Genomic DNA, 17,862 nt, shown 5'->3' with positions numbered 1-17,862 from the left:
ACCTATTTATCAATATGCCAACAGTCACCATTGGATTTTTTCCTCGCGAACAGTTCTCATTAGCTGCGGAATCGTTGCAGCGAATTTTTGACTGCACGCATATTCCTTTTAATTTAATTGTCATAGACTGCAACACTCCCCAAGTCTATTGGCAGCAAATAGAACAGGTACTTGCGGGGCGTAACAACGTCAAAGTGATTTCTAAAGATTATTATTTGATGCCCAACCAATGTAGAAATCTGGTAATTCAGGAATCTAATCCTCATGATGATTTCTTGTGTTTCATTGAGAATGATGTTCTTGTCGAAGATGGTTGGCTATCTTATCTCATCCAAGCTTGTGAAGAACATCCGGCTAATGTAGCCATTCCCCGTATTATCGAAGGTGGTTTTGGTGCAACTCAAATTCACTGCGATCCAAACTTAGGCAAAGTTAATTCAGTAAAAACAAAGGATGGAATTAAGTTAGAAATTCTGCCACCTACAGGCGATTTACAACTCCATAAAGGTTTCCATCGCCGCAAAATAGAATTATCTGGAGAGGTTCATTGTCAACTATATCGCCGTAGTGTTTTCGAGCGAGTCAACCCTTTTGATGATGTCGTCTATTTAGATTGGATTGATTCTACTATGGCTTTGTATAATTCAAACATTTCAGTTGTGTTTGAACCGAAGGCTGTTGTTCACTTCTGGCATCCTTTTCCTCCAGAGCGTGACAACCTAGATTATTTCTTTAAAAGATGGGACCTGCAACGAGCTGCCACCGAGTTAGTTGAGATTCAAAAAAAGTGGAATCTAGCTCAAATGACAGCAGATTTATTTTTCGTTGAAGAACGCAATCGCATTGGTCATCTTTACGATTTGAGGGAGGAACTGAAGAATCTGATTTTATCAGAGAACTCTTTTATTTTAGTCGATGAAGATTTCCTCAATGGGAACAAAATCATTGAAGGTTTTCAAACTATCCCTTTTACCGAACGCAATGGACAATATTGGGGAGTTCCAGCAGATGACAATATGGCAATCAGAGAATTTGAGCGATTGCACCAAACTGGAGCCTGTGCAATTGTCTTCCTTTGGAACGCTTTTTGGTGGCTGGATTACTTTACCGAATTTCATGACTATTTACGTCAAAAGTTTCCTTATTTATTAAAAAGCGATCGCGCAATTGTATTTGGCTTACAGTAAAAGAAATGCAAAAAACTCTAGCTAGTATCATTATTAACAATTATAACTATGGACATTTTCTGCCCGAAGCAATTGAAAGCGCTCTCAATCAAAGCTATCAACCTATTGAAGTCATCGTGGTTGATGATGGTTCAACCGATAACTCCCAACAAATCATCACCAGTTATGGAGATAAAATTATTCCGGTATTAAAAGCTAATGGCGGCCAAGCATCTACATTCAATGCTGGTTTTGCTATTAGTTCTGGTGAGGTTATATGCTTCTTGGATTCAGATGATATTTTGCTATCTAGTGCGATTGAAAGAGCAGTTAAAATATTGGAAGAAGATCCAGACGCAGTTAAGGTTCATTGGCCTTTACGTATGATTGATATTAATAGCAACTTATTAGAAAAAATTGATTGTAAAGGGATTTTACCAGAAGGAAATTTCTATGATGAACAACTTAAATATGGCTTAGAAGGTCATATTTTCCCACCTACTAGTGGTAACGTTTGGTTACGCAGCTATTTAGAGAAAATCTTACCAATGCCAGAGGCAAACTATCGATTCAATTCGGAATCATACCTCGGCTTTTTAGCTCCTTTTTGTGGCAATATCAGACGCATTGATGAGTATCAGTCACTATACCGCATTCATGGTCAGAATGGCACACTTAAGCGTACTTATAGGTGGAGACTTGACCACTATTATTATGAAGAGAAAGTTCTCAAAAAATATTTAGAAAAACAAGGTATTAAAGTTAATGCTCAATTTGAATATCGGGAAGATTCTTGCCATAAGTATCTTCAACGTATGGTCAAGTTAGGTCAAGAATTGGGAGCTTTTATTGCACAAGGGCAAAATTATATCTTAGTTGATATGGATGAATTGGGTCATCATCAACTACTTGAAAATTGCCAAGCCATCCCTTTTCTAGAAAAAGAGGGTGTGTATTGGGGACCACCCAGTAACGATACCATAGCAATTCAGGAATTTGAACGGCTGCACCGTCAAGGCGCAAGTTTTATCGTGTTTGCCTGGCCTGCCTTCTGGTGGCTTGACTACTATGCTGAATTCCTTAGCTATTTGCGTTCTAAATTTCGTTGTGTTTTGGAAAACGAACGCTTGGTTGTCTTTAATTTACCCATTTTAGCTTGATACTGCCTAGCCATTATTACCAAAACAGGGGATGAGCAGAAACAATATGAAACCTGAAACCAAAGTTACGATCGCAATCCCAACCTACAATCGCTCGAAGTTACTCAAAACTAGCCTTGAAAGCGCACTGGCGCAGGACTATTCAGATTTCCAAGTTCTTGTATTGGATAATGCTTCTAGCGATGATACAGAAGCAGTTGTACGCTCATTCGCAGATGCACGAGTCACTTATGTACGCAATGATACTAATATAGGAATATTTGGCAATTGGCAGCGAACCATTGAAATAAATTCTAGCCCCTATCTCAGCATCTTATCGGATGATGATGTACTGCTGCCCAACTTCATTTGCGAGTCTGTTTTAGGATTGGACAACCATCCCCATGCTGGTCTGTCGGCTGCCCAAGCTGAATTTATCGACGCTAACGGTATTTCAGTGCAGGTCAGAAATACAGAATTTTCAGACAACTTGCCACAAGGATCGATCGAGGGTTTAGAGTTCATCCACCAAATTGCTGATGGACGGAAATGGATTTTGCGTACCAGTGCGGTGATGTTTCGCGCTTCTGCCCTCAGGGCAGTTGGGGGATTCGACATCACGCACTCTAAGTACTTGCTAGACTTGAACCTATATTTGCGTATGGCGGCGCAATTCGATTTCTTTTTTATTGCCAAACAGTTGGCTCAAGTCCGGTTTCACGTTGAACAGGATTCCCAGGTTAGCTTCCATTCCCTTAGTGGAACAGGAGCGCTGGCTGTGATGGCAGAACGTACTGATGCGATCGCTTATTTGTTACAGTCGCCGCGTGCTGAGGATGCATCTTATCGTCAGTGGCTAGCAGAGCGCCTGTTGCATATAAGTATGCGCCGTAGTGAGTTCGCGTCTAAGCTGATACCTGAACTTAATTTGAGTTGGTCAGAACGGCTAGAAATTGCCATACAAGAAATTGCATCTGTGATTCCATCAGGGAAGCGTTTGATTTTGGTCGACGAAAATCAATGGGGTTGTGAGATGCTGCCAAAATTCGATGCTCTGCCCTTTTTAGAACATGACGGTCAGTACTGGGGAGCGCCACTGGATGACGAGATCGCCATCCGAGAACTTGAACGAATGCGCCAAGCAGGAGCAAGTTTCATGGTCATTGCATGGCCGGCATTTTGGTGGCTTGATTATTACTCTGGGCTACGAAATTATCTCAGTTTAAATTTTCGCTGCATTTTGCACAACAGCCGCCTCGTCGTGTTCGATTTGTGGCTATGAGATTCTCCAACATTAATAATATGCGGTGCAAGCCTTGGGCTGCGATCGCTTGTAGTGAACTGCAAACTCTCACTGGATCGAGTTTTCATGAACTGGAAATATGAAAAAGGTAAATTCAATATCCCAGGTCGATGGCTAGCCTGGTCGGGAGTTTTGGCTCTAGCTAGCGCCGGCGGTTGGCTGACTTACTTTTTAGCTCTCAACCAACCTCCTGAACCAGTAGCAGTAAGCTTACAAACTGTCCAGCGAGGTAATGTTGAAACCACAATCAATGAGAGCGGTACTGTTGAGTTGCAAGAACAGCGGATCTTGAAATCCCCGAAAGAAGGTGCGGTCGATCGAATCATGGTCAAAGCTGGCGATCGCGTAAAAGTTGGTCAAGTGCTGCTTACCTTGCGCTATCCCGAGCGAAAAATTGCTCTTAACAATCAGCAGTTGGAAATTGAGCAAGAAGAACTCAACTTAGCGCGCAATCGCCAGAAAATTATCGAAGCCCAAGAACGGTTAACCGCTGAAGAAGCGCAACTTAAGAGGCTGGCTCCTTTAGTAGAAAGGGGTGCAATTGCCTTACAACAAGCGCAATCGCAGGAAGATGCAGTACGCCAGGCTAGGGCTGCTCTCAGAGATGCTCAAGCAGAAACACGTACAAGCAACCTCAAAATTCAAAGCTTGCGATTGGAACGTGAAGTTATTCAGCAGGAAATCCAAGATAGTATCGTGACTGCACCAATGAATGGCGTAGTCTTGGGTGTCAACGTTCAAGATGGCGATGGAGTCGAGTTGCGTACCAACCTGCTCACCATCGGCGACCCCAGAAAAATCCTGGTGAAGCTCCAGCTTTCTACTCTCAACGCTGTTCAAGTCCGAGTTAGCCAAGTAGCCCGCGTCACGGCCATCGGCCCTAAGCCCAAAACATTCATGGGACGCGTGCAAAGCCTGTATCCTCAAGCACTCACAGCTGAAGCTCAAAAACAGGAAGGCGGCAGTCAAAATCAATCATCTCAACCAATAGTACCCGCAACGGTTGTGCTAGATACTCCTACTCGTCAACTGCTCCCTGGTAGCCGAGTAAATGTCGAGATTATTTTGCAGCAAAGACAGAATGTAGTACTTTTGAACACAGGAGTTATTGGGCGTTCTGAACGATCTCCTTTTGTCTGGGTTCGGGACAGTAAAAATCAAGCTCAGAAAAGACCGATCGCTTTAGGATTGGAAGGATTAATGAACGTCGAAGTTACCTCTGGCTTGCGTGCTGGCGAACAAATTATACTGCCACCTGTAGAATCCGAACTCAAGCCAGGAATACCAATTAAAACAACTCAAAAGTAATACCAATTTGAAAACTAATCGACAGATACACGCTCTCAAAGCCTTGTGCTATCTAGTAGTCTGCCTTCGGCTGGGTAAAGGGGAACGCCTTCGGCTGGGGAAAGGGGAAGGGGTAAGGGGTAAAGGGGAACGCCTTCGGCTGGGTAAAGGGGAAGGGGTAAGGGGTAAAGGGGAACGCCTTCGGCTGGGCAAAGGGGAAGGGGTAAGGGGTAAAGGGGATTTTCTTCCCTTTCCCCTTTAACCTTTAACCTTTTCCCCTCTTCTTCCCCTTCCCTTCTTTTTCCCTTTACCCCGCCAAGTTGCCTTGGCGTACCACTAGTTTTATTAATGTATGAATTTTAAATTGGTATAAAATGGCTCTTTCATCTCTTGATTTATTAGATATCACCTTTCGTTCCTTAGGTAAGAACCCTTTACGTTCTGGCTTGACTATTTTAGGGGTATTTATGGGTGTGGCTGCTGTAAGCGCTACGCTCCAGGTTGGCAATATCAGCCGTACTGCGATCGCTCAACAACTGGCAAAACGAGGCGCACCTCAAGTTTCGATATATGCAGACTGGGATTCTGGCGGTCGTACTACCCAGCTAAAGGTGGAAGATATGGAATACTTGCGACAGCGGTTGACTAACTTACGAGCAATCAGCGCTTTTAATTGGGGCGGGCCGACATTAACTGTATTCCAAGACAAACAGGCTACTCCACCGATGTCCCCTGTTTCCCAAGATTTTTTGCTGACTTCCGGGAAAACGTTAGTGTCGGGACGGTTCTTTACGGCTAAAGATTTTGCTATTTTCCGACCGGTAGCAGTAATTGACCAATTGCTGGCAGAACAACTCTTCCAAAAGCAAGATCCTTTGGGCCAGATGATTTATGCTGGGCAGAGACCTTATGTCATCGTCGGGGTGATAGCCACTAGCCTTGATGAAAATGCACCTCCGGCGGGTCAACTGTATGTGCCGATGACTGTTTACAATGCTCTAACTGGTAGCCGCGACATTGGCAGCATCCAAATCCGCCCCAATAAACTTGAAAATGTAGAAGACTTGAGCGACCAAGCCAAGGAACTACTGCAACAAAGATTCCCCGGTTTTAAATTTAAGTATTGGAGTAATGTATCAGACATTGTTCAGCAGCAGAAAACCCTGGAGATGGCTTCTCAAGGTCTAACAGCAGTAGGAGCGATCGCGCTGTTAGTTGGCGGTGTTGGAATTGCAAATATTATGATTGCCTCAGTAAATGAACGAACCGCTGAAATAGGTTTGAGACGGGCCATAGGTGCAACCCAACGCGAAATCATGCTGCAATTTATTCTAGAGGCGATGCTTTTAAGTTTAATAGGAGGAACAGCGGCTCTAGGAGTAGTGCATGGATTGACTGTTGTAATTACCGATACCTTTAGCTTGCCCTATAAGTTTGATAGCAGAATTGCAGTGCTAGCAGTGGGTTCAGCGCTACTGGTGGGGGTGGGAGCTAGTTTGCTTCCCGCCGTGCGTGCTAGCCAGATCGATCCAGTAAAAGCCCTGCGTTCATAAGTTTCTTTCTACATGAAGTACAAAAAGGCAGCAGGCAGAAACTTTAGACTTCTTGCATAAGTTGGGAAAAGGGAAAGGGGGAAGGGGAAAAGGTTCTGTATTATCCCCTTCCCCTTTAACCAAAACCTTTTCCCCCCTCTTGCAAAAAGCACTTATGCAAGAGGTTTTTTGTATGTCTGATGTATAAGTTTTGCACTTTGTCTCGTTCCCAGTCTCCGACTGGGAATGCTGTCCTAGAGGCTCCGCCTCCTTTGCTGGCGGCTCTGCCGCCAAGAGTAGCATTTCCAGCCCAGACGCTGGAAACGAGATTTGAAAAGGCTTTCAGCTTAAATTGACACCAATGGACAGTGCCGTGCCCTACACCCCGCGATATAATGTCATACCGCGTCTGAATGGAAACCGCTAATGTCGATTGTATTCGCATCAAGATTGCAATATTCTTCATCAACATTGCAATATTTCCGATGGACATTGCAACCTTCCTCATCAACATTGCAACGTTCTTCATAAATATTGCAACGTTCCTGATTAACATTGCAATATTCCTGATCAACATTAAAATATTCCTCATCAATATTGCAATATTCATCACCAATATTAAAGCAATTGCAAAGAAAAACAGGTAAAAGCTGGAAATATAGAGAAATTACTCAGATTAGTTAGATTTTTTTTAACAAATATAATTATCGCTAATTTTACTGAACCAAAAAACAGCTTTAGTAAGGCAAAGTAGCTTTAGAAACCTCTCTAAGGAATATATTGATGTCTCGTAAAAAACGTACATCCCGTGTTCTCGAAAAAGCTGAGTTGAGATCCGCTGGACTAAAAGCAATTGATGCAAATATGAGTTTTGGTGATAATTGCGATTTGCAAAACTTGAGTCAAGCAATTGAACAGCTAAGAACCATGCTTGATGCTTATAATACTGCATTAACTGTAATTGATTCTTCCAAAACTAAAATTGATGCGATGGAGAAAACCCTAAGTAATCTTACAGACAAGATGGTAAGAGGGGTTGCTTTTAAATATGGCAAAGATAGCAGCGAATATGAAATGGCGGGTGGGGTTCGCGATAGCGAACGGATTCGCAAAGGCAGATTGAGCCGCCTGAAAGCTGCTGCTGGAGAAGCATCAGATAAAAATCCTAAAACTACCTAATATAGCCCGGATAAAAGCATAAAACAGAGGAAAAACAATGTTTTTACAAGGGATGTAGGGAACGAATAAAGGCACTTAGCTGATTAAAATTATTTTTTATCTTACTGCAATTGTTTATGTTAAAGCATAACCTATTGCAATTTTTTATATTTACTAATGCTCTTTGATAAACAACAATTATATACAGCTACTATCATGCATCATCATGCCTGTTAAAATGGGCATTTTGTAGTTATCCCTAATATTTTGCAGTACTGAAAACCTTGCTGCATAGTGTTTTCAACCATTTTGCTTGTCTAAATAGTGATTAGAGTTTATAGTGATACGGTGTTTTCCGTTCCTTGTCTCGGCAGATTCATAACATGATTTATTCTGGCAAATTACAAAAGTATTTTGCGGGCATTTCTTTGTCTGTAATTTTAGTAAGTGACTTAGTTCTCACACAAAAAACTGCTCCAGTTTTAGCTGAAACCATAAATACATCGGTCGGTGAACCTGTGACATTCAGTTGCAATGATAGTGAAGCGACAATCGCAGCTAAAAATGGGCCCAAAGTAGTTAATGGGACAGCAAGAATTTACATTGGTTATCAGCAATTCTCAAATAACAAAAACCCTATAACTATCCGCTTTAATAATGGGATAAAAGCATGGTGTCGTAATGATTACGAGACAACAGGTGACGATGGTACAGGTTACGGATTGTATTGGAATGGGAATGATGTTTTATATGGCATTTACTCTTCCACAGGCACTCAGACAGGTAATGATTTTCGCCGTTTTGCCAGTGGTCGGTGGTTGCCTAGTTATGGTAATGGAGGCGGGCCAAAAGTCGCAGTTATAGCCCGGATTAATCCAGCTAATGGCCAGGTTGATTATGCCACGTTTTTATCTTCTAAAAAGTCAGATAATGGACAAACTAACTCTTTACTTGTCAACAATCTATGGTGGAATGGTGCAAATTTAATTGTGAAAGCTCAGTCATGGTGGAATCCTCGTGGCACTAATACAAATTCCATGACCTGCTCTGGTTCATCACCTTATCAATATACAGCTGCGTTTACAAGCGATTTAAGAACGATGACCTCAGTTTCAGCCAATACTTGTTGGTAAAAGGGAAAAATTTAGCTTTCAAATTAAGGAAACATATTGTTTCTAGTTGTTTAAGAATTGGCAAAAATCTGGCGAATCGAATTTACAACCTTAAATCCTCAACTTCTTATGGATTTAAGGTTTTCTTGTTGTTCGCAAATGATTTAAAATTGACTTTGTAGAAACAGCGATTCATCGCGTCTCTTGCCTGAACCGAATTGAAAGTAACGCTTTATTTAGGGACACGAACGAAGTTTTGCGTCGATTTGTGCCCTAGACACAATGGAATAGCTATTAGACCTCTTGCAAAAGTGCTTTTTGCAAGAGGGGGAAAAGGTTTTGGTTAAAGGGGAAAGGGACAATACAGAACCTTTTTCCCCTTCCCCTTGCCCCTTATCCCCAGAGGGGACCCCACTTTCCCCTTTTCCCGACAAATGCCAATAAGTCTATTCTCCAGAATTCCCAGAGGTACCAACATGACTGTTATCACTCCTGATAGTCTCATCGTGGAGGAAAGCCCCTCTCACGCCGCGCATAAACCAAATCGTATGCTCTGGATCAGCGAAGCAGGAGGACTTACCCAGTTCGGCGCGTTCATCGAAGTCTTGCAGCCTGGCTCTCGTTCGTCAATCAAACATTGGCATAGTGCTGAGGATGAAATGGTCTATGTCCTCGAAGGCGAGATCGTGCTCATCGAAGGAGACGTAAAGACTGTACTACGTCCTGGCGACGCCGCAACTTTTCAAGCAGGAGTGCCGATAGGCCACTTTCTCGAGAATCGTAGCTCCAAGGCAACGCAATGCCTGATAGTCGGCACTCGAGCGGAAGTAGACACAATCACGTATCCTGAACACGATCGGGTTTGTCACCGCGATCGATCGCTGCCAGACGACATTTGGACTAACGGCGCGGGAGAACCTGCCTCGAGTCCCTACTAGAAATGATTGCTGGATGCTTTTTGTACGCGCAGCGTGCGGCTGTGTAGAAATGCCCGACGATGTTCTCGATAGGTGTACTATCAAAGCGTCGCCTAACAAGTTGCTGCACCGGAACGCCACAAGTTGGTCAGTTGAGTTGCCAAGGTTGTCTGCGTCCGGTGAGTTTGGTCGTTAAACACCCAGATTCTGCTGTATCTGCCCCTAATTGTTCCCATTTGGTCGCTGAATAATTGTCTCCACCACCCGCCGCTTGGCTTTAGGATCGATACCTACTAAGCGTACATATTCACCGCTATATTCTGCCAGAGTTGATTCCAGATTTGAGATGGCGTCAGACTCGGCATCGATGTGGCTATGAACACAAGTTTGCCAAGAACCTGTGCGGAAGCGACGCTCATCTACGTGTTCAATACTAATTTTGTAACCTTGAGATAATAATTGTCTAATTTGAGCTTGTGTGTCTAGTGTCAAATGTGCACTTGATGTTTCCTGTTTCTGGAATCCATTAGTTTTTACTTCTTTGGTTGCGCCATTTGACGGCTGACTAGTTGGTTTCACAGCAGCAGGTGGTGCTGATTGAGAATTTCTACCTCGATTGAGTCGATTGTAATCATCAACCAAATGGGAACTTTCTACCCGTTTTTGTTCGCCAACCAGGAAGTTACCAGACTCGATTAAGTGAGACAGCCTGAAATCTGGTTTTTTAAACTCAGGTGGCCCTTGAGTGCTGTTAACCACATTCAAGGATATCTGCTCAAAACCTACTTTATGGATGTAGTTGCGGATTTGTTCGTCATAAATGCGCGATCGCAAAGCGCTAAAAAAGTCAATGGACTGATTGACAAAAGTATTAACTAGCTGTTCAACTTCTTTCTGTGACAGTCCATCCTGTTCAAAAATCCCCTTGACAATTCCCACTTTGTCATCTCTATCTGGTTCCCAGTAGAATTTCTCCATCCGTCCATCCCGAATTAACGGTGCATAGAGGGTGGAAAAATCATTACCTGTGACAATAATCGGCACGCGATGTAAGGGTGTGGAATCATAGCTTCCCGGCAACTGCACATCTGTGGGATTATCAGCAATATTCATCAGTGTGGCATTCACCAACTGGGTGTTTACAGTATATTGAGTGCCTTCATCAAAGCGTCCTGCACCGGCATCTAAATCGTTAATCATCAGTACGCACATTTTGCCGCGTACTTTGATTAGTTCTGCTGTTTCCCGATAGCGCAACCGAATCAACCGCGCTGGATCTCCCGCATCTGGACTTTCTAATTCGCCGCCAGATACGTGAGTCACTTCGATACCCATTTTCTCGAAGACTAATTGACATTGAAATGTTTTACCTTCTCCTTTGCGTCCATGAATACCCAGGATCACGGGAACTCGCACGCCAGGAAGCTTCAGGAAATTTTTGGTAATGTGGACAGCAAGTTTGTCCAAAAAGCGGGGAGCGATGTAGTAACCCATGAGTTTATGTGATGAAAAATTAACACTTCTAAGGTTAATGTTAATTTTTTTTGGGGATAGCGATCGCTTTTCTTTCAGACAAGCTTGTGTTTGTTCGTCTGTTGGATTGATTAGACATCTCGCAAAAGTAACTTTTGCAAGATATTGGGGTGCATGTTAAAGGGTAAGGGAAAATTCCATACCTTTACCCTTTACCCTTTCCCCTTTTCCCCATTGCAAGAAGTCTATTGTCTGCTGCCAAAGTTGAACGCACGCCCAAGCATAGAAGGAGTGAAAACTGCTGTTATTTGGTAGTGCCAAAGATTTGATTACAATATCAAATGGCTTTGATGAGCCATTTGTATAATTCCAGGATTACTTAGATTAACCTATTTTTTAGAATAGAGCGTGTTTTCAAACACGCCCTAGTATTGCATATCGCTACAGTTAATGGAAATCGTTTGTATCTACTACGTCTCATTAGTCCAAATTTCTTTTAAAGCAGATAACGCCTCTTCTGTTAATATATCTGGGTTGTTAGGATCGATAAATACTTTAATACCGCGCTTTTCAAGACCAGCAATAATTTCAGGGGTTAGTCGTGAAATAGGTGGCGTTACGCCTCCGTATACACTTTTCAATTCCTCATCATCTGTTACTTCTTCAATAAACATAACTGGAGCTAGATTTAAAGTGACGTTATCTTTAAGTTTGTTTTTAGTCATAAATCACGTCTTAATTACGCCTTTTTAACTAATTATTGAATATGTACTTAATGTATCACCTAAAAAAAGGAGAAATCAAGGTTTTATCCAAAATATCCTAGTTTTATGACTAATTTTGCTACTTTTTTGATTAATCCAATTAGGCAATGGCTGAGGACGCGATACCTACGGTAAGCTACGCTAACGCACTTGCTAGCAGTCTGCTAGTTAGAAAATGTTCAGCCCAGCGCTGACGATGGCTTTTGGTGTGACAGCAAAATTGATTGTAAAAACCTTGAGAGTTTAGTCTCAACGTTACAATTGACCCAATACTTTATTTGCACTGGTTGTGGTTTAACATCACTTTTGATTTAATTTTACTTCTGTAATGCTGATGGATACTTATAATATGGTAATTAAAATTTAACTATGGAAACACAACCGATACAAGTAATTGGAGGTGGACTAGCTGGGACAGAAGCAGCTTGGCAAATAGCGCAAGCTGGAGTGCCAGTAATTCTGCATGAAATGCGTCCAAAGCGATTTAGTCCGGCTCATCATACAGAACATTTAGCAGAATTAGTGTGTAGTAATTCCTTTGGGGCAATGGCAAGCGATCGCGCGGCGGGATTATTGCACGAAGAGTTACGCCAACTCGGTTCGATTGTCATCTCAAAAGCTGATGAACACGCCGTACCTGCTGGTGGGGCTCTAGCCGTAGATAGGGGACAATTTGGCCGAGATTTAACTGAAACTTTAGCGAGTCATCCTTTAGTTGAATTCCGTCGGGGTGAAGTGTCTGCGATTCCCGAAGGGATTGTGGTTTTGGCAACCGGGCCTTTAACTAGTCCCGATCTAGCAGAAGATTTGCAACGCTTTACAGGGATGGAATACCTGAGCTTTTTTGATGCAGCCAGTCCGATTATCGTGGGAGAATCGATTAATCGTGACATTGCTTTTATGGCATCACGTTATGACAAAGGTGAAGCCGCTTATCTCAACTGCCCCATGAATAAAGAGCAGTACTTGCACTTTCGAGAAGAACTTTGTAAAGCTGAACAAACAGAACTGAAAGGTTTTGAACGAGAAACGGCGAAATTTTTTGAAGCTTGTTTACCCATAGAAGAACTAGCCCAGCGCGGAGAAGATACCATGCGCTACGGCCCCCTAAAGCCAGTGGGATTGTCAGATACTCGCACAGGGGAACGTCCTTATGCTGTGGTGCAGTTACGACAAGAAGATAAAGCTGGTCAGCTGTGGAATATGGTAGGATTTCAAACAAATCTGCGTTGGGGCGAACAAAAGCGAATCTTTCAATTAATTCCAAGTTTAGAAAAAGCAGAGTTTGTCAGGCTGGGAGTGATGCACCGCAACACTTTTATTAATGCTCCCCAATTAATGCATCCTACCTTGCAATTTAAAGAGCGTCCGACATTGTTAGCCGCAGGACAATTGATTGGTACTGAAGGTTACACTGCGGCTGCTGCGGGTGGTTGCTTGGCAGGAATTAATGCAGCGCGATTAGCCTTGGGTAAAGAAGCTTTGGTTTTACCACCAACAACCATGATGGGTGCGTTATTAGAATTTATTAGTTCTGCTTCGCCGAAGCATTTCCAACCAATGCCGCCTAACTTTGGGATTTTTCCCGATTTAGGAATGAAAATCAAAAGTAAACCAGAGCGTTATGGACGTTACCGCGATCGCTCTTTAGCTGATTTAGCAAACTGGAAAGCTAATCGTAATTAATGAGTGCTGAGTGCTGAGTGCTGAGTGCTGAGTGCTGAGTTCTGAGTGCTGAGTGCTGAGTGCTGAGTGCTGAGTGCTGAGTGCTGAGTGCTGAGTGCTGAGTGCTGAGTTTTGTTTAACTCCTTGTCCGCTTGTTCCGCACTCGCCACTCCCTATTTTTTAATAGTGACTAATCCATGTATACCTAGCGCTGTAATTACACCTCCCAGTAATCCCCAAGTACCATCGGCAAATACGTTGATGCGATGAATGTAGGTGCGATGATAGGCATACTCTAACTGTCTATCATTTACTTTTCCAACCTCTACTAGGTTTTCCACATACTTTTCAGCTTTGATCAATGCTGCATAATCAAGATTAAACCAATACAACGATACTCCCACCACTGCCAAACCTGGAAAAACCAAGGTAATTAAGAGAATTGCTATACGTGCGTTCATACATCTCACCCGCTCACATACCTGCTCAATGCTGACATAGCTGGAATTCTTGTGTTACAACTTGGCATACCAATTTAATAATGTGTTGGCGTGGGTGAATTAAATTTTGGGAATAATCCTCATAGTGTTTGAAAGTATCCTTTTGATTAGGTTCGCACTATGAGAGGGCGATTTCTAGAAAAAAAGCAGATTTATTGCTGTTTATCTATTGCATTTTGCTGTATTTTGTGGATTTGTTTGGCATTAATTCCAGCCGACGCAACATCTACAGGATCTATTGATACTCTGCGACAACAGCAGCAACAAATGAACCAGCAGCGTCAGGGTGTAGTTGGGGAGCGCGATCGCTTAAATAATCTCCAACAAGAGGCCCAAAAACACCTGACTGGTTTAAAGCAAAATCTGCAAACGACAGATAGCTATCTTCTAGAGAGCGGATCGCGATTACAACTGGCTACCCAACGCCTCCAGCAGTTAGAAGCTGATTTAGATGTGGCAGAACGTTCATATCAGGAGCGGCAAATTGCAACAGTAGCACGATTGCGTTACCTCCAGCGATCGCCTGCTTTTGCGGGATGGGCAGTTTTGCTCGAAAGTGAAAATATCAGCGACTTTTTCAGCCGTCGTCATCAGTTGAAGTTAGTGTTTCAAGCAGACCAGAAAATTTTGGCAAAACTCAACACCCAAGCAAACTCAATCGATAAACAAAAAACAGAAGTAGAACAGCAAAAAAATGAAATTGGCTTAATTCGCGAGCAATTGTTGGCACAAAAAGCCGATTATCAAACCCAGGCGCAATCACAATCAGAATTGATTCAACGCCTGAATAGCGATCGCCTCGCCTTAGAAGCCGCACAAAATCAGCTAGAAAGAGAATCAAAAAATCTGGAAGTTTTGATTCAACAAAAAGTAGCAGAAACTGAAGAGGCGCAAGGAAAAACCAACAGCCGGACAAGTATCATCATTCGGGGAACTGGTGTAATGGCATATCCTAGCGATGCTCCTACTAGCAGTCCCTTCGGCTGGCGGATACACCCAATTCTTGGCTATCGTCGCTTTCATGCCGGATTAGATTTTGCCGCCAGCTATGGCAGTAAAATTCGAGCAGCCGATTCGGGAAGAGTAATTTTTGCTGGATGGTATGGTGGTTATGGCAGAGCGGTAATTATCGACCACGGTAATGGTATGACTACACTCTACGGGCATACCAGTGAGTTATATGTTTCTGAGGGACAAGCAGTTGAACGCGGACAAGCGATCGCTGCTGTTGGTTCCACAGGTTTTTCAACTGGCCCCCATCTCCACTTTGAAGTCCGTCGCAATGGTACACCCGTAGATCCAGCTAATTATCTTTAAAGCTGCGAATTCGATCGCCGACGTGCTATAATATTGAAGAATAGGGGCGCGTGGCTCAGTGGATAGAGCAACAGATTCCGGTTCTGTGGGTCGGGGGTTCAAATCCCTCCGCGCTCGTTATTTGTACATTAACTAATTATTTGTCCGCGTTGACAAATTGTATATCATTACAACACCCTGCCATACATACAGTATGGCAGGACTCTTTTTTTATAGGGTAATTAACGCTCTTTTGTGACTCTGATGAAAGAAAAAAATGTAGGTTGGGTTGAACTTTAGTGAAACCCAACAAAACCAAAGATTTTTCGTGTTGGGTTTCGTTCCTCAACCCAACCTACTCGTAAATTTATCAAAGCCTTAACAATCAAGGGTTATGAATTTTTATTTAACGAGAGTAATAGAAGAGCGTTAATCAGTTTCAATATTAGAGCTAAAATCTCGATCGAGATAGGCAAATAGAACAGGCGATCGCACAGTTTCAAACCCCAACACCCACAGAAACACAACAGCAGCAAGCAGCAGAGGTATTAATAAACCTTGCTTGTCAACCCTTTGATAATCCCCAGTTTCGTAACTCGATCGAAGACATTAAAAGTAAGAGTAAGAACGAGCAGATTATTGATATTATCAGTCAAGATGTGGTGTTAGCGGCGGGATTTGATACAGTACTTTGCAACTGAATGAGGTACAGAACCAAGCATTCACAAATCAAATTATTCTTCTTCCTCCTGCCTTCTGCCTTCTGCCTCAAAACCAGTGACTTTGTACCTCATGCAAAAGAAAACTGCTGTATCACAGCCAGGGATAGTTCATCAGAAATTCCCGCTGACAATTGGAAGGTTACAATTCTTATACTAATCCGCATTTTCTATCGGTTGCCGCCAGAGGGTCTTACCATTTGGAATTTTAAATTGCCTGTGGAACTATATGTCAACAGTTAACAAATATATCTTTGTATTTTGCTAATATCATCCCACAGAGGTAAGGCAGGTAAGTTTGGATGGAGAAATTAATTAAACCAGTGCGATTTTGGCTTTGTGCAACTATCATAATTTTAAATTTGATGGGCTGCAATCGCTTTATCGGAAATTCTGGAGAACCAGTTGAGCGAGTCAGTGATGGCGATACTTTAGTAGTAAAAGATACTGATGGCAAAAATCTTACAGTCCGCTTTGCTTGTGTAGACGCGCCAGAAATAGCTCATACTAACAAAGAAAAGCAGAGTAAACGCATTGGCGATCGCAATCAATTTACTTGGGGTGTAAAAGCCCAAGAACGGGTGCAACAACTGGTGCAACAAGGAGGCGATCGCGTGACTTTGAATATTACGGATAGCGATCGCTATGGTCGTAAAATTGCTGAAGTCCGTTTAAAAAATGGCACTTTTGTACAACAGGTATTGTTGCAAGAAGGTCTAGCAAAAGTCTATCGCCCTTATTTAAACAAGTGTCCTAGTAAAGATTTAGTTCAACAAGCCGAAGCTAAGGCTAAGGAGCAACGGCTCGGCGTTTGGAGCGATACTAAATTTATAAATCCTTGGGAATATCGCAGCTTATATAAGAAGTAAAAACTCGGCATTGCATATTTGCGCGATAACTTAGCAACTTCCAAAGTTCCCCTCTGCCCCTCTGCCCCCTTGCCTCCTCTACTCCTCCCCCCAAGTTTGCAGTTGCAAATAAACTAGTATCAGCGTTACTGCTAATAATACAGTCGCTCCTGCTGCTGCATAACCAAAATCAAATTGACCAAAAGCCTCTTGGTAAATGTAGTAAACCAACAAATTAGTCGAATTTAGTGGCCCACCGCCAGTCATCACAAAAACTTGCTCAAAACTCCGCAATGTAAAAATTGCGGTAGTAATGACTGCAAATATCACAGTCGGGCGCAATCCGGGCAAAGTAATATACCAAAATTGTTGCCAAGCATTTGCTCCGTCTAAGTCTGCTGCCTCATAACGACTGGGAGGAATTGCTTGCAACCCTGCTAAAAAAACTACCATATTGAAACCGAGTTGTTTCCAAATACTCATTAAAATAATTACTGGCATTGCCCAAAATGTATCTCCTAGCCAGGATATTTCTGAAATGCCAAAAAAATCTAAAAGTCCGTTAACTGGGCCTGATGTTTGAAACAGCCAGCGAAATCCCAAACCTGCCGCCACAAGTGAGATAATTGAAGGCAGAAAATAGGCACTCCGCAGGATGCCCCGCAAAGGAATGGAACGGTTTAATAGTACTGCTAATCCCAAGGAGATAACTAAACTGGGAATGATGGTGGCAACAGTAAAATAAAAAGTGTTACCCAGCACTTGCAAGAAGTCGGGGTTGAGTAGCAAGCGCCAATAGTTTTTTAAGCCTATCCAATAAATACCTTTTAAAGTGAAACTACCAGCAGTGAAACTGAGATAGAACAAATAAGCGATCGGCCAAATGATAAAAACGCCCAGTAAAATTAGTGCTGGTGCGAGAAAAATCCACGCGGCTACTGTATCATTATCCAACCACGACTTAGTATATATTTTTGGCATCT

General features: G+C 42.7%; 18 protein-coding genes and 1 tRNA gene. 12 read left to right on the top strand and 7 right to left on the bottom strand.

Going from position 1 to position 17,862, the window contains the following annotated elements; translation table 11 throughout:
* The first annotated feature begins 14 nt into the window (after positions 1-14).
* From V7K45_RS00265 to V7K45_RS00245, 5 genes are all read left to right on the top strand, one after another.
* Positions 15-1,187 (top strand): glycosyltransferase family 2 protein, encoded by a 1,173-nt coding sequence (locus V7K45_RS00265; protein WP_334999257.1) that lies wholly within the window; start codon positions 15-17, stop codon positions 1,185-1,187.
* A 5-nt stretch (positions 1,188-1,192) separates the two neighbouring features.
* Positions 1,193-2,326: a glycosyltransferase family 2 protein gene (locus V7K45_RS00260; RefSeq protein ID WP_334999255.1), complete on the top strand. Its 1,134-nt coding sequence runs from the start codon at positions 1,193-1,195 to the stop codon at positions 2,324-2,326.
* A gap of 46 nt (positions 2,327-2,372) precedes the next feature.
* Positions 2,373-3,587 (top strand): glycosyltransferase family A protein, encoded by a 1,215-nt coding sequence (locus V7K45_RS00255; RefSeq protein WP_334999253.1) that lies wholly within the window; start codon positions 2,373-2,375, stop codon positions 3,585-3,587.
* An 87-nt stretch (positions 3,588-3,674) separates the two neighbouring features.
* Positions 3,675-4,916, top strand: a complete 1,242-nt coding sequence (locus V7K45_RS00250) for an efflux RND transporter periplasmic adaptor subunit (RefSeq protein ID WP_334999251.1) — start codon at positions 3,675-3,677, stop codon at positions 4,914-4,916.
* 353 nt (positions 4,917-5,269) lie between these two features.
* Complete coding sequence (locus V7K45_RS00245; protein WP_334999249.1) at positions 5,270-6,448, top strand: ABC transporter permease; 1,179 nt, start codon at positions 5,270-5,272, stop codon at positions 6,446-6,448.
* 115 nt (positions 6,449-6,563) lie between these two features.
* Here V7K45_RS00245 and V7K45_RS00240 read toward each other — a convergent pair whose 3' ends face one another.
* A complete protein-coding gene (locus tag V7K45_RS00240) occupies positions 6,564-6,920 on the bottom strand; it encodes a hypothetical protein (RefSeq protein WP_334999247.1) in 357 nt (118 codons plus the stop codon).
* A 290-nt stretch (positions 6,921-7,210) separates the two neighbouring features.
* Between V7K45_RS00240 and V7K45_RS00235 the strand changes: the two genes are divergently transcribed.
* The 3 genes from V7K45_RS00235 to V7K45_RS00225 all read left to right on the top strand — a co-directional run bounded on the left by V7K45_RS00235 (position 7,211) and on the right by V7K45_RS00225 (position 9,635).
* Positions 7,211-7,606 (top strand): hypothetical protein, encoded by a 396-nt coding sequence (locus V7K45_RS00235; RefSeq protein WP_334999245.1) that lies wholly within the window; start codon positions 7,211-7,213, stop codon positions 7,604-7,606.
* Positions 7,607-7,968: 362 nt separating this feature from the next.
* Positions 7,969-8,718: a hypothetical protein gene (locus V7K45_RS00230; protein WP_334999243.1), complete on the top strand. Its 750-nt coding sequence runs from the start codon at positions 7,969-7,971 to the stop codon at positions 8,716-8,718.
* A gap of 413 nt (positions 8,719-9,131) precedes the next feature.
* Positions 9,132-9,635: a cupin domain-containing protein gene (locus tag V7K45_RS00225; RefSeq protein WP_334999241.1), complete on the top strand. Its 504-nt coding sequence runs from the start codon at positions 9,132-9,134 to the stop codon at positions 9,633-9,635.
* A 92-nt stretch (positions 9,636-9,727) separates the two neighbouring features.
* Here the strand turns inward: V7K45_RS00225 and V7K45_RS00220 are convergent, their stop codons facing one another.
* The 3 genes from V7K45_RS00220 to V7K45_RS00210 form a co-directional block, all read right to left on the bottom strand.
* On the bottom strand, positions 9,728-9,850 hold the full coding sequence (locus V7K45_RS00220; protein ID WP_334999239.1) for a hypothetical protein: 123 nt from the start codon (positions 9,848-9,850) through the stop codon (positions 9,728-9,730).
* Positions 9,837-11,108 carry a ribulose bisphosphate carboxylase small subunit gene (locus V7K45_RS00215; protein WP_334999237.1) on the bottom strand — a complete coding sequence of 424 codons (1,272 nt, stop codon included), beginning with the start codon at positions 11,106-11,108 and terminating at the stop codon, positions 9,837-9,839. Before V7K45_RS00215 ends, V7K45_RS00220 begins: the two co-directional genes overlap by 14 nt.
* Positions 11,109-11,557: 449 nt before the next feature.
* Positions 11,558-11,812 carry a hypothetical protein gene (locus V7K45_RS00210; RefSeq protein WP_334999235.1) on the bottom strand — a complete coding sequence of 85 codons (255 nt, stop codon included), beginning with the start codon at positions 11,810-11,812 and terminating at the stop codon, positions 11,558-11,560.
* A 408-nt stretch (positions 11,813-12,220) separates the two neighbouring features.
* On the opposite strand from V7K45_RS00210, the gene trmFO reads away from it, so the two are divergent.
* Entirely contained in the window at positions 12,221-13,537 is a 1,317-nt protein-coding gene (trmFO, locus tag V7K45_RS00205; RefSeq protein ID WP_334999233.1) for an FADH(2)-oxidizing methylenetetrahydrofolate--tRNA-(uracil(54)-C(5))-methyltransferase TrmFO, read from the top strand.
* Here the strand turns inward: trmFO and V7K45_RS00200 are convergent.
* On the bottom strand, positions 13,534-13,686 hold the full coding sequence (locus V7K45_RS00200; RefSeq protein ID WP_334999231.1) for a hypothetical protein: 153 nt from the start codon (positions 13,684-13,686) through the stop codon (positions 13,534-13,536). The two genes, trmFO and V7K45_RS00200, sit on opposite strands and share 4 nt — an antisense overlap.
* A gap of 3 nt (positions 13,687-13,689) precedes the next feature.
* Positions 13,690-13,977, bottom strand: coding sequence for a hypothetical protein (locus tag V7K45_RS00195; protein ID WP_322694718.1), 288 nt, complete (start codon positions 13,975-13,977; stop codon positions 13,690-13,692).
* Positions 13,978-14,136: 159 nt separating this feature from the next.
* Between V7K45_RS00195 and V7K45_RS00190 the strand changes: the two genes are divergently transcribed.
* The 3 genes from V7K45_RS00190 (at position 14,137) to V7K45_RS00180 (ending at position 16,900) form a co-directional block, all read left to right on the top strand.
* Complete coding sequence (locus tag V7K45_RS00190; protein ID WP_334999228.1) at positions 14,137-15,333, top strand: murein hydrolase activator EnvC family protein; 1,197 nt, start codon at positions 14,137-14,139, stop codon at positions 15,331-15,333.
* A 44-nt stretch (positions 15,334-15,377) separates the two neighbouring features.
* A tRNA-Arg gene (locus V7K45_RS00185) sits at positions 15,378-15,450 on the top strand.
* A gap of 883 nt (positions 15,451-16,333) precedes the next feature.
* Positions 16,334-16,900: a thermonuclease family protein gene (locus V7K45_RS00180; protein WP_334999226.1), complete on the top strand. Its 567-nt coding sequence runs from the start codon at positions 16,334-16,336 to the stop codon at positions 16,898-16,900.
* A 78-nt stretch (positions 16,901-16,978) separates the two neighbouring features.
* Here V7K45_RS00180 and V7K45_RS00175 read toward each other — a convergent pair whose 3' ends face one another.
* Positions 16,979-17,860 carry a carbohydrate ABC transporter permease gene (locus tag V7K45_RS00175; RefSeq protein WP_334999224.1) on the bottom strand — a complete coding sequence of 294 codons (882 nt, stop codon included), beginning with the start codon at positions 17,858-17,860 and terminating at the stop codon, positions 16,979-16,981.
* Between the last annotated feature and the right edge of the window lie 2 nt (positions 17,861-17,862).

The sequence above is a fragment of the Nostoc sp. genome, from assembly GCF_036917375.1.
Lineage (GTDB): Bacteria > Cyanobacteriota > Cyanobacteriia > Cyanobacteriales > Nostocaceae > Nostoc.
This window is presented reverse-complemented; position numbering and strand designations above follow the sequence as displayed.

Bases quoted from the DNA above. Each gene is read 5' to 3' on its own strand.
- V7K45_RS00260 (WP_334999255.1), top strand. From the start codon at position 1,193: ATGCAAAAAACTCTAGCTAGTATCATTATTAACAATTATAACTATGGA.
- V7K45_RS00240 (WP_334999247.1), bottom strand. From the start codon at position 6,920: ATGTCCATCGGAAATATTGCAATGTTGATGAAGAATATTGCAATCTTG.
- V7K45_RS00225 (WP_334999241.1), top strand. From the start codon at position 9,132: ATGCCAATAAGTCTATTCTCCAGAATTCCCAGAGGTACCAACATGACT.
- trmFO (WP_334999233.1), top strand. From the start codon at position 12,221: ATGGAAACACAACCGATACAAGTAATTGGAGGTGGACTAGCTGGGACA.
- V7K45_RS00220 (WP_334999239.1), bottom strand. From the start codon at position 9,850: ATGGGAACAATTAGGGGCAGATACAGCAGAATCTGGGTGTTTAACGAC.
- V7K45_RS00265 (WP_334999257.1), top strand. From the start codon at position 15: ATGCCAACAGTCACCATTGGATTTTTTCCTCGCGAACAGTTCTCATTA.
- V7K45_RS00175 (WP_334999224.1), bottom strand. From the start codon at position 17,860: ATGCCAAAAATATATACTAAGTCGTGGTTGGATAATGATACAGTAGCC.
- V7K45_RS00250 (WP_334999251.1), top strand. From the start codon at position 3,675: ATGAACTGGAAATATGAAAAAGGTAAATTCAATATCCCAGGTCGATGG.
- V7K45_RS00230 (WP_334999243.1), top strand. From the start codon at position 7,969: ATGATTTATTCTGGCAAATTACAAAAGTATTTTGCGGGCATTTCTTTG.
- V7K45_RS00195 (WP_322694718.1), bottom strand. From the start codon at position 13,977: ATGAACGCACGTATAGCAATTCTCTTAATTACCTTGGTTTTTCCAGGT.
- V7K45_RS00180 (WP_334999226.1), top strand. From the start codon at position 16,334: ATGGAGAAATTAATTAAACCAGTGCGATTTTGGCTTTGTGCAACTATC.
- V7K45_RS00235 (WP_334999245.1), top strand. From the start codon at position 7,211: ATGTCTCGTAAAAAACGTACATCCCGTGTTCTCGAAAAAGCTGAGTTG.
- V7K45_RS00190 (WP_334999228.1), top strand. From the start codon at position 14,137: ATGAGAGGGCGATTTCTAGAAAAAAAGCAGATTTATTGCTGTTTATCT.
- V7K45_RS00255 (WP_334999253.1), top strand. From the start codon at position 2,373: ATGAAACCTGAAACCAAAGTTACGATCGCAATCCCAACCTACAATCGC.
- V7K45_RS00215 (WP_334999237.1), bottom strand. From the start codon at position 11,108: ATGGGTTACTACATCGCTCCCCGCTTTTTGGACAAACTTGCTGTCCAC.
- V7K45_RS00210 (WP_334999235.1), bottom strand. From the start codon at position 11,812: ATGACTAAAAACAAACTTAAAGATAACGTCACTTTAAATCTAGCTCCA.
- V7K45_RS00245 (WP_334999249.1), top strand. From the start codon at position 5,270: ATGGCTCTTTCATCTCTTGATTTATTAGATATCACCTTTCGTTCCTTA.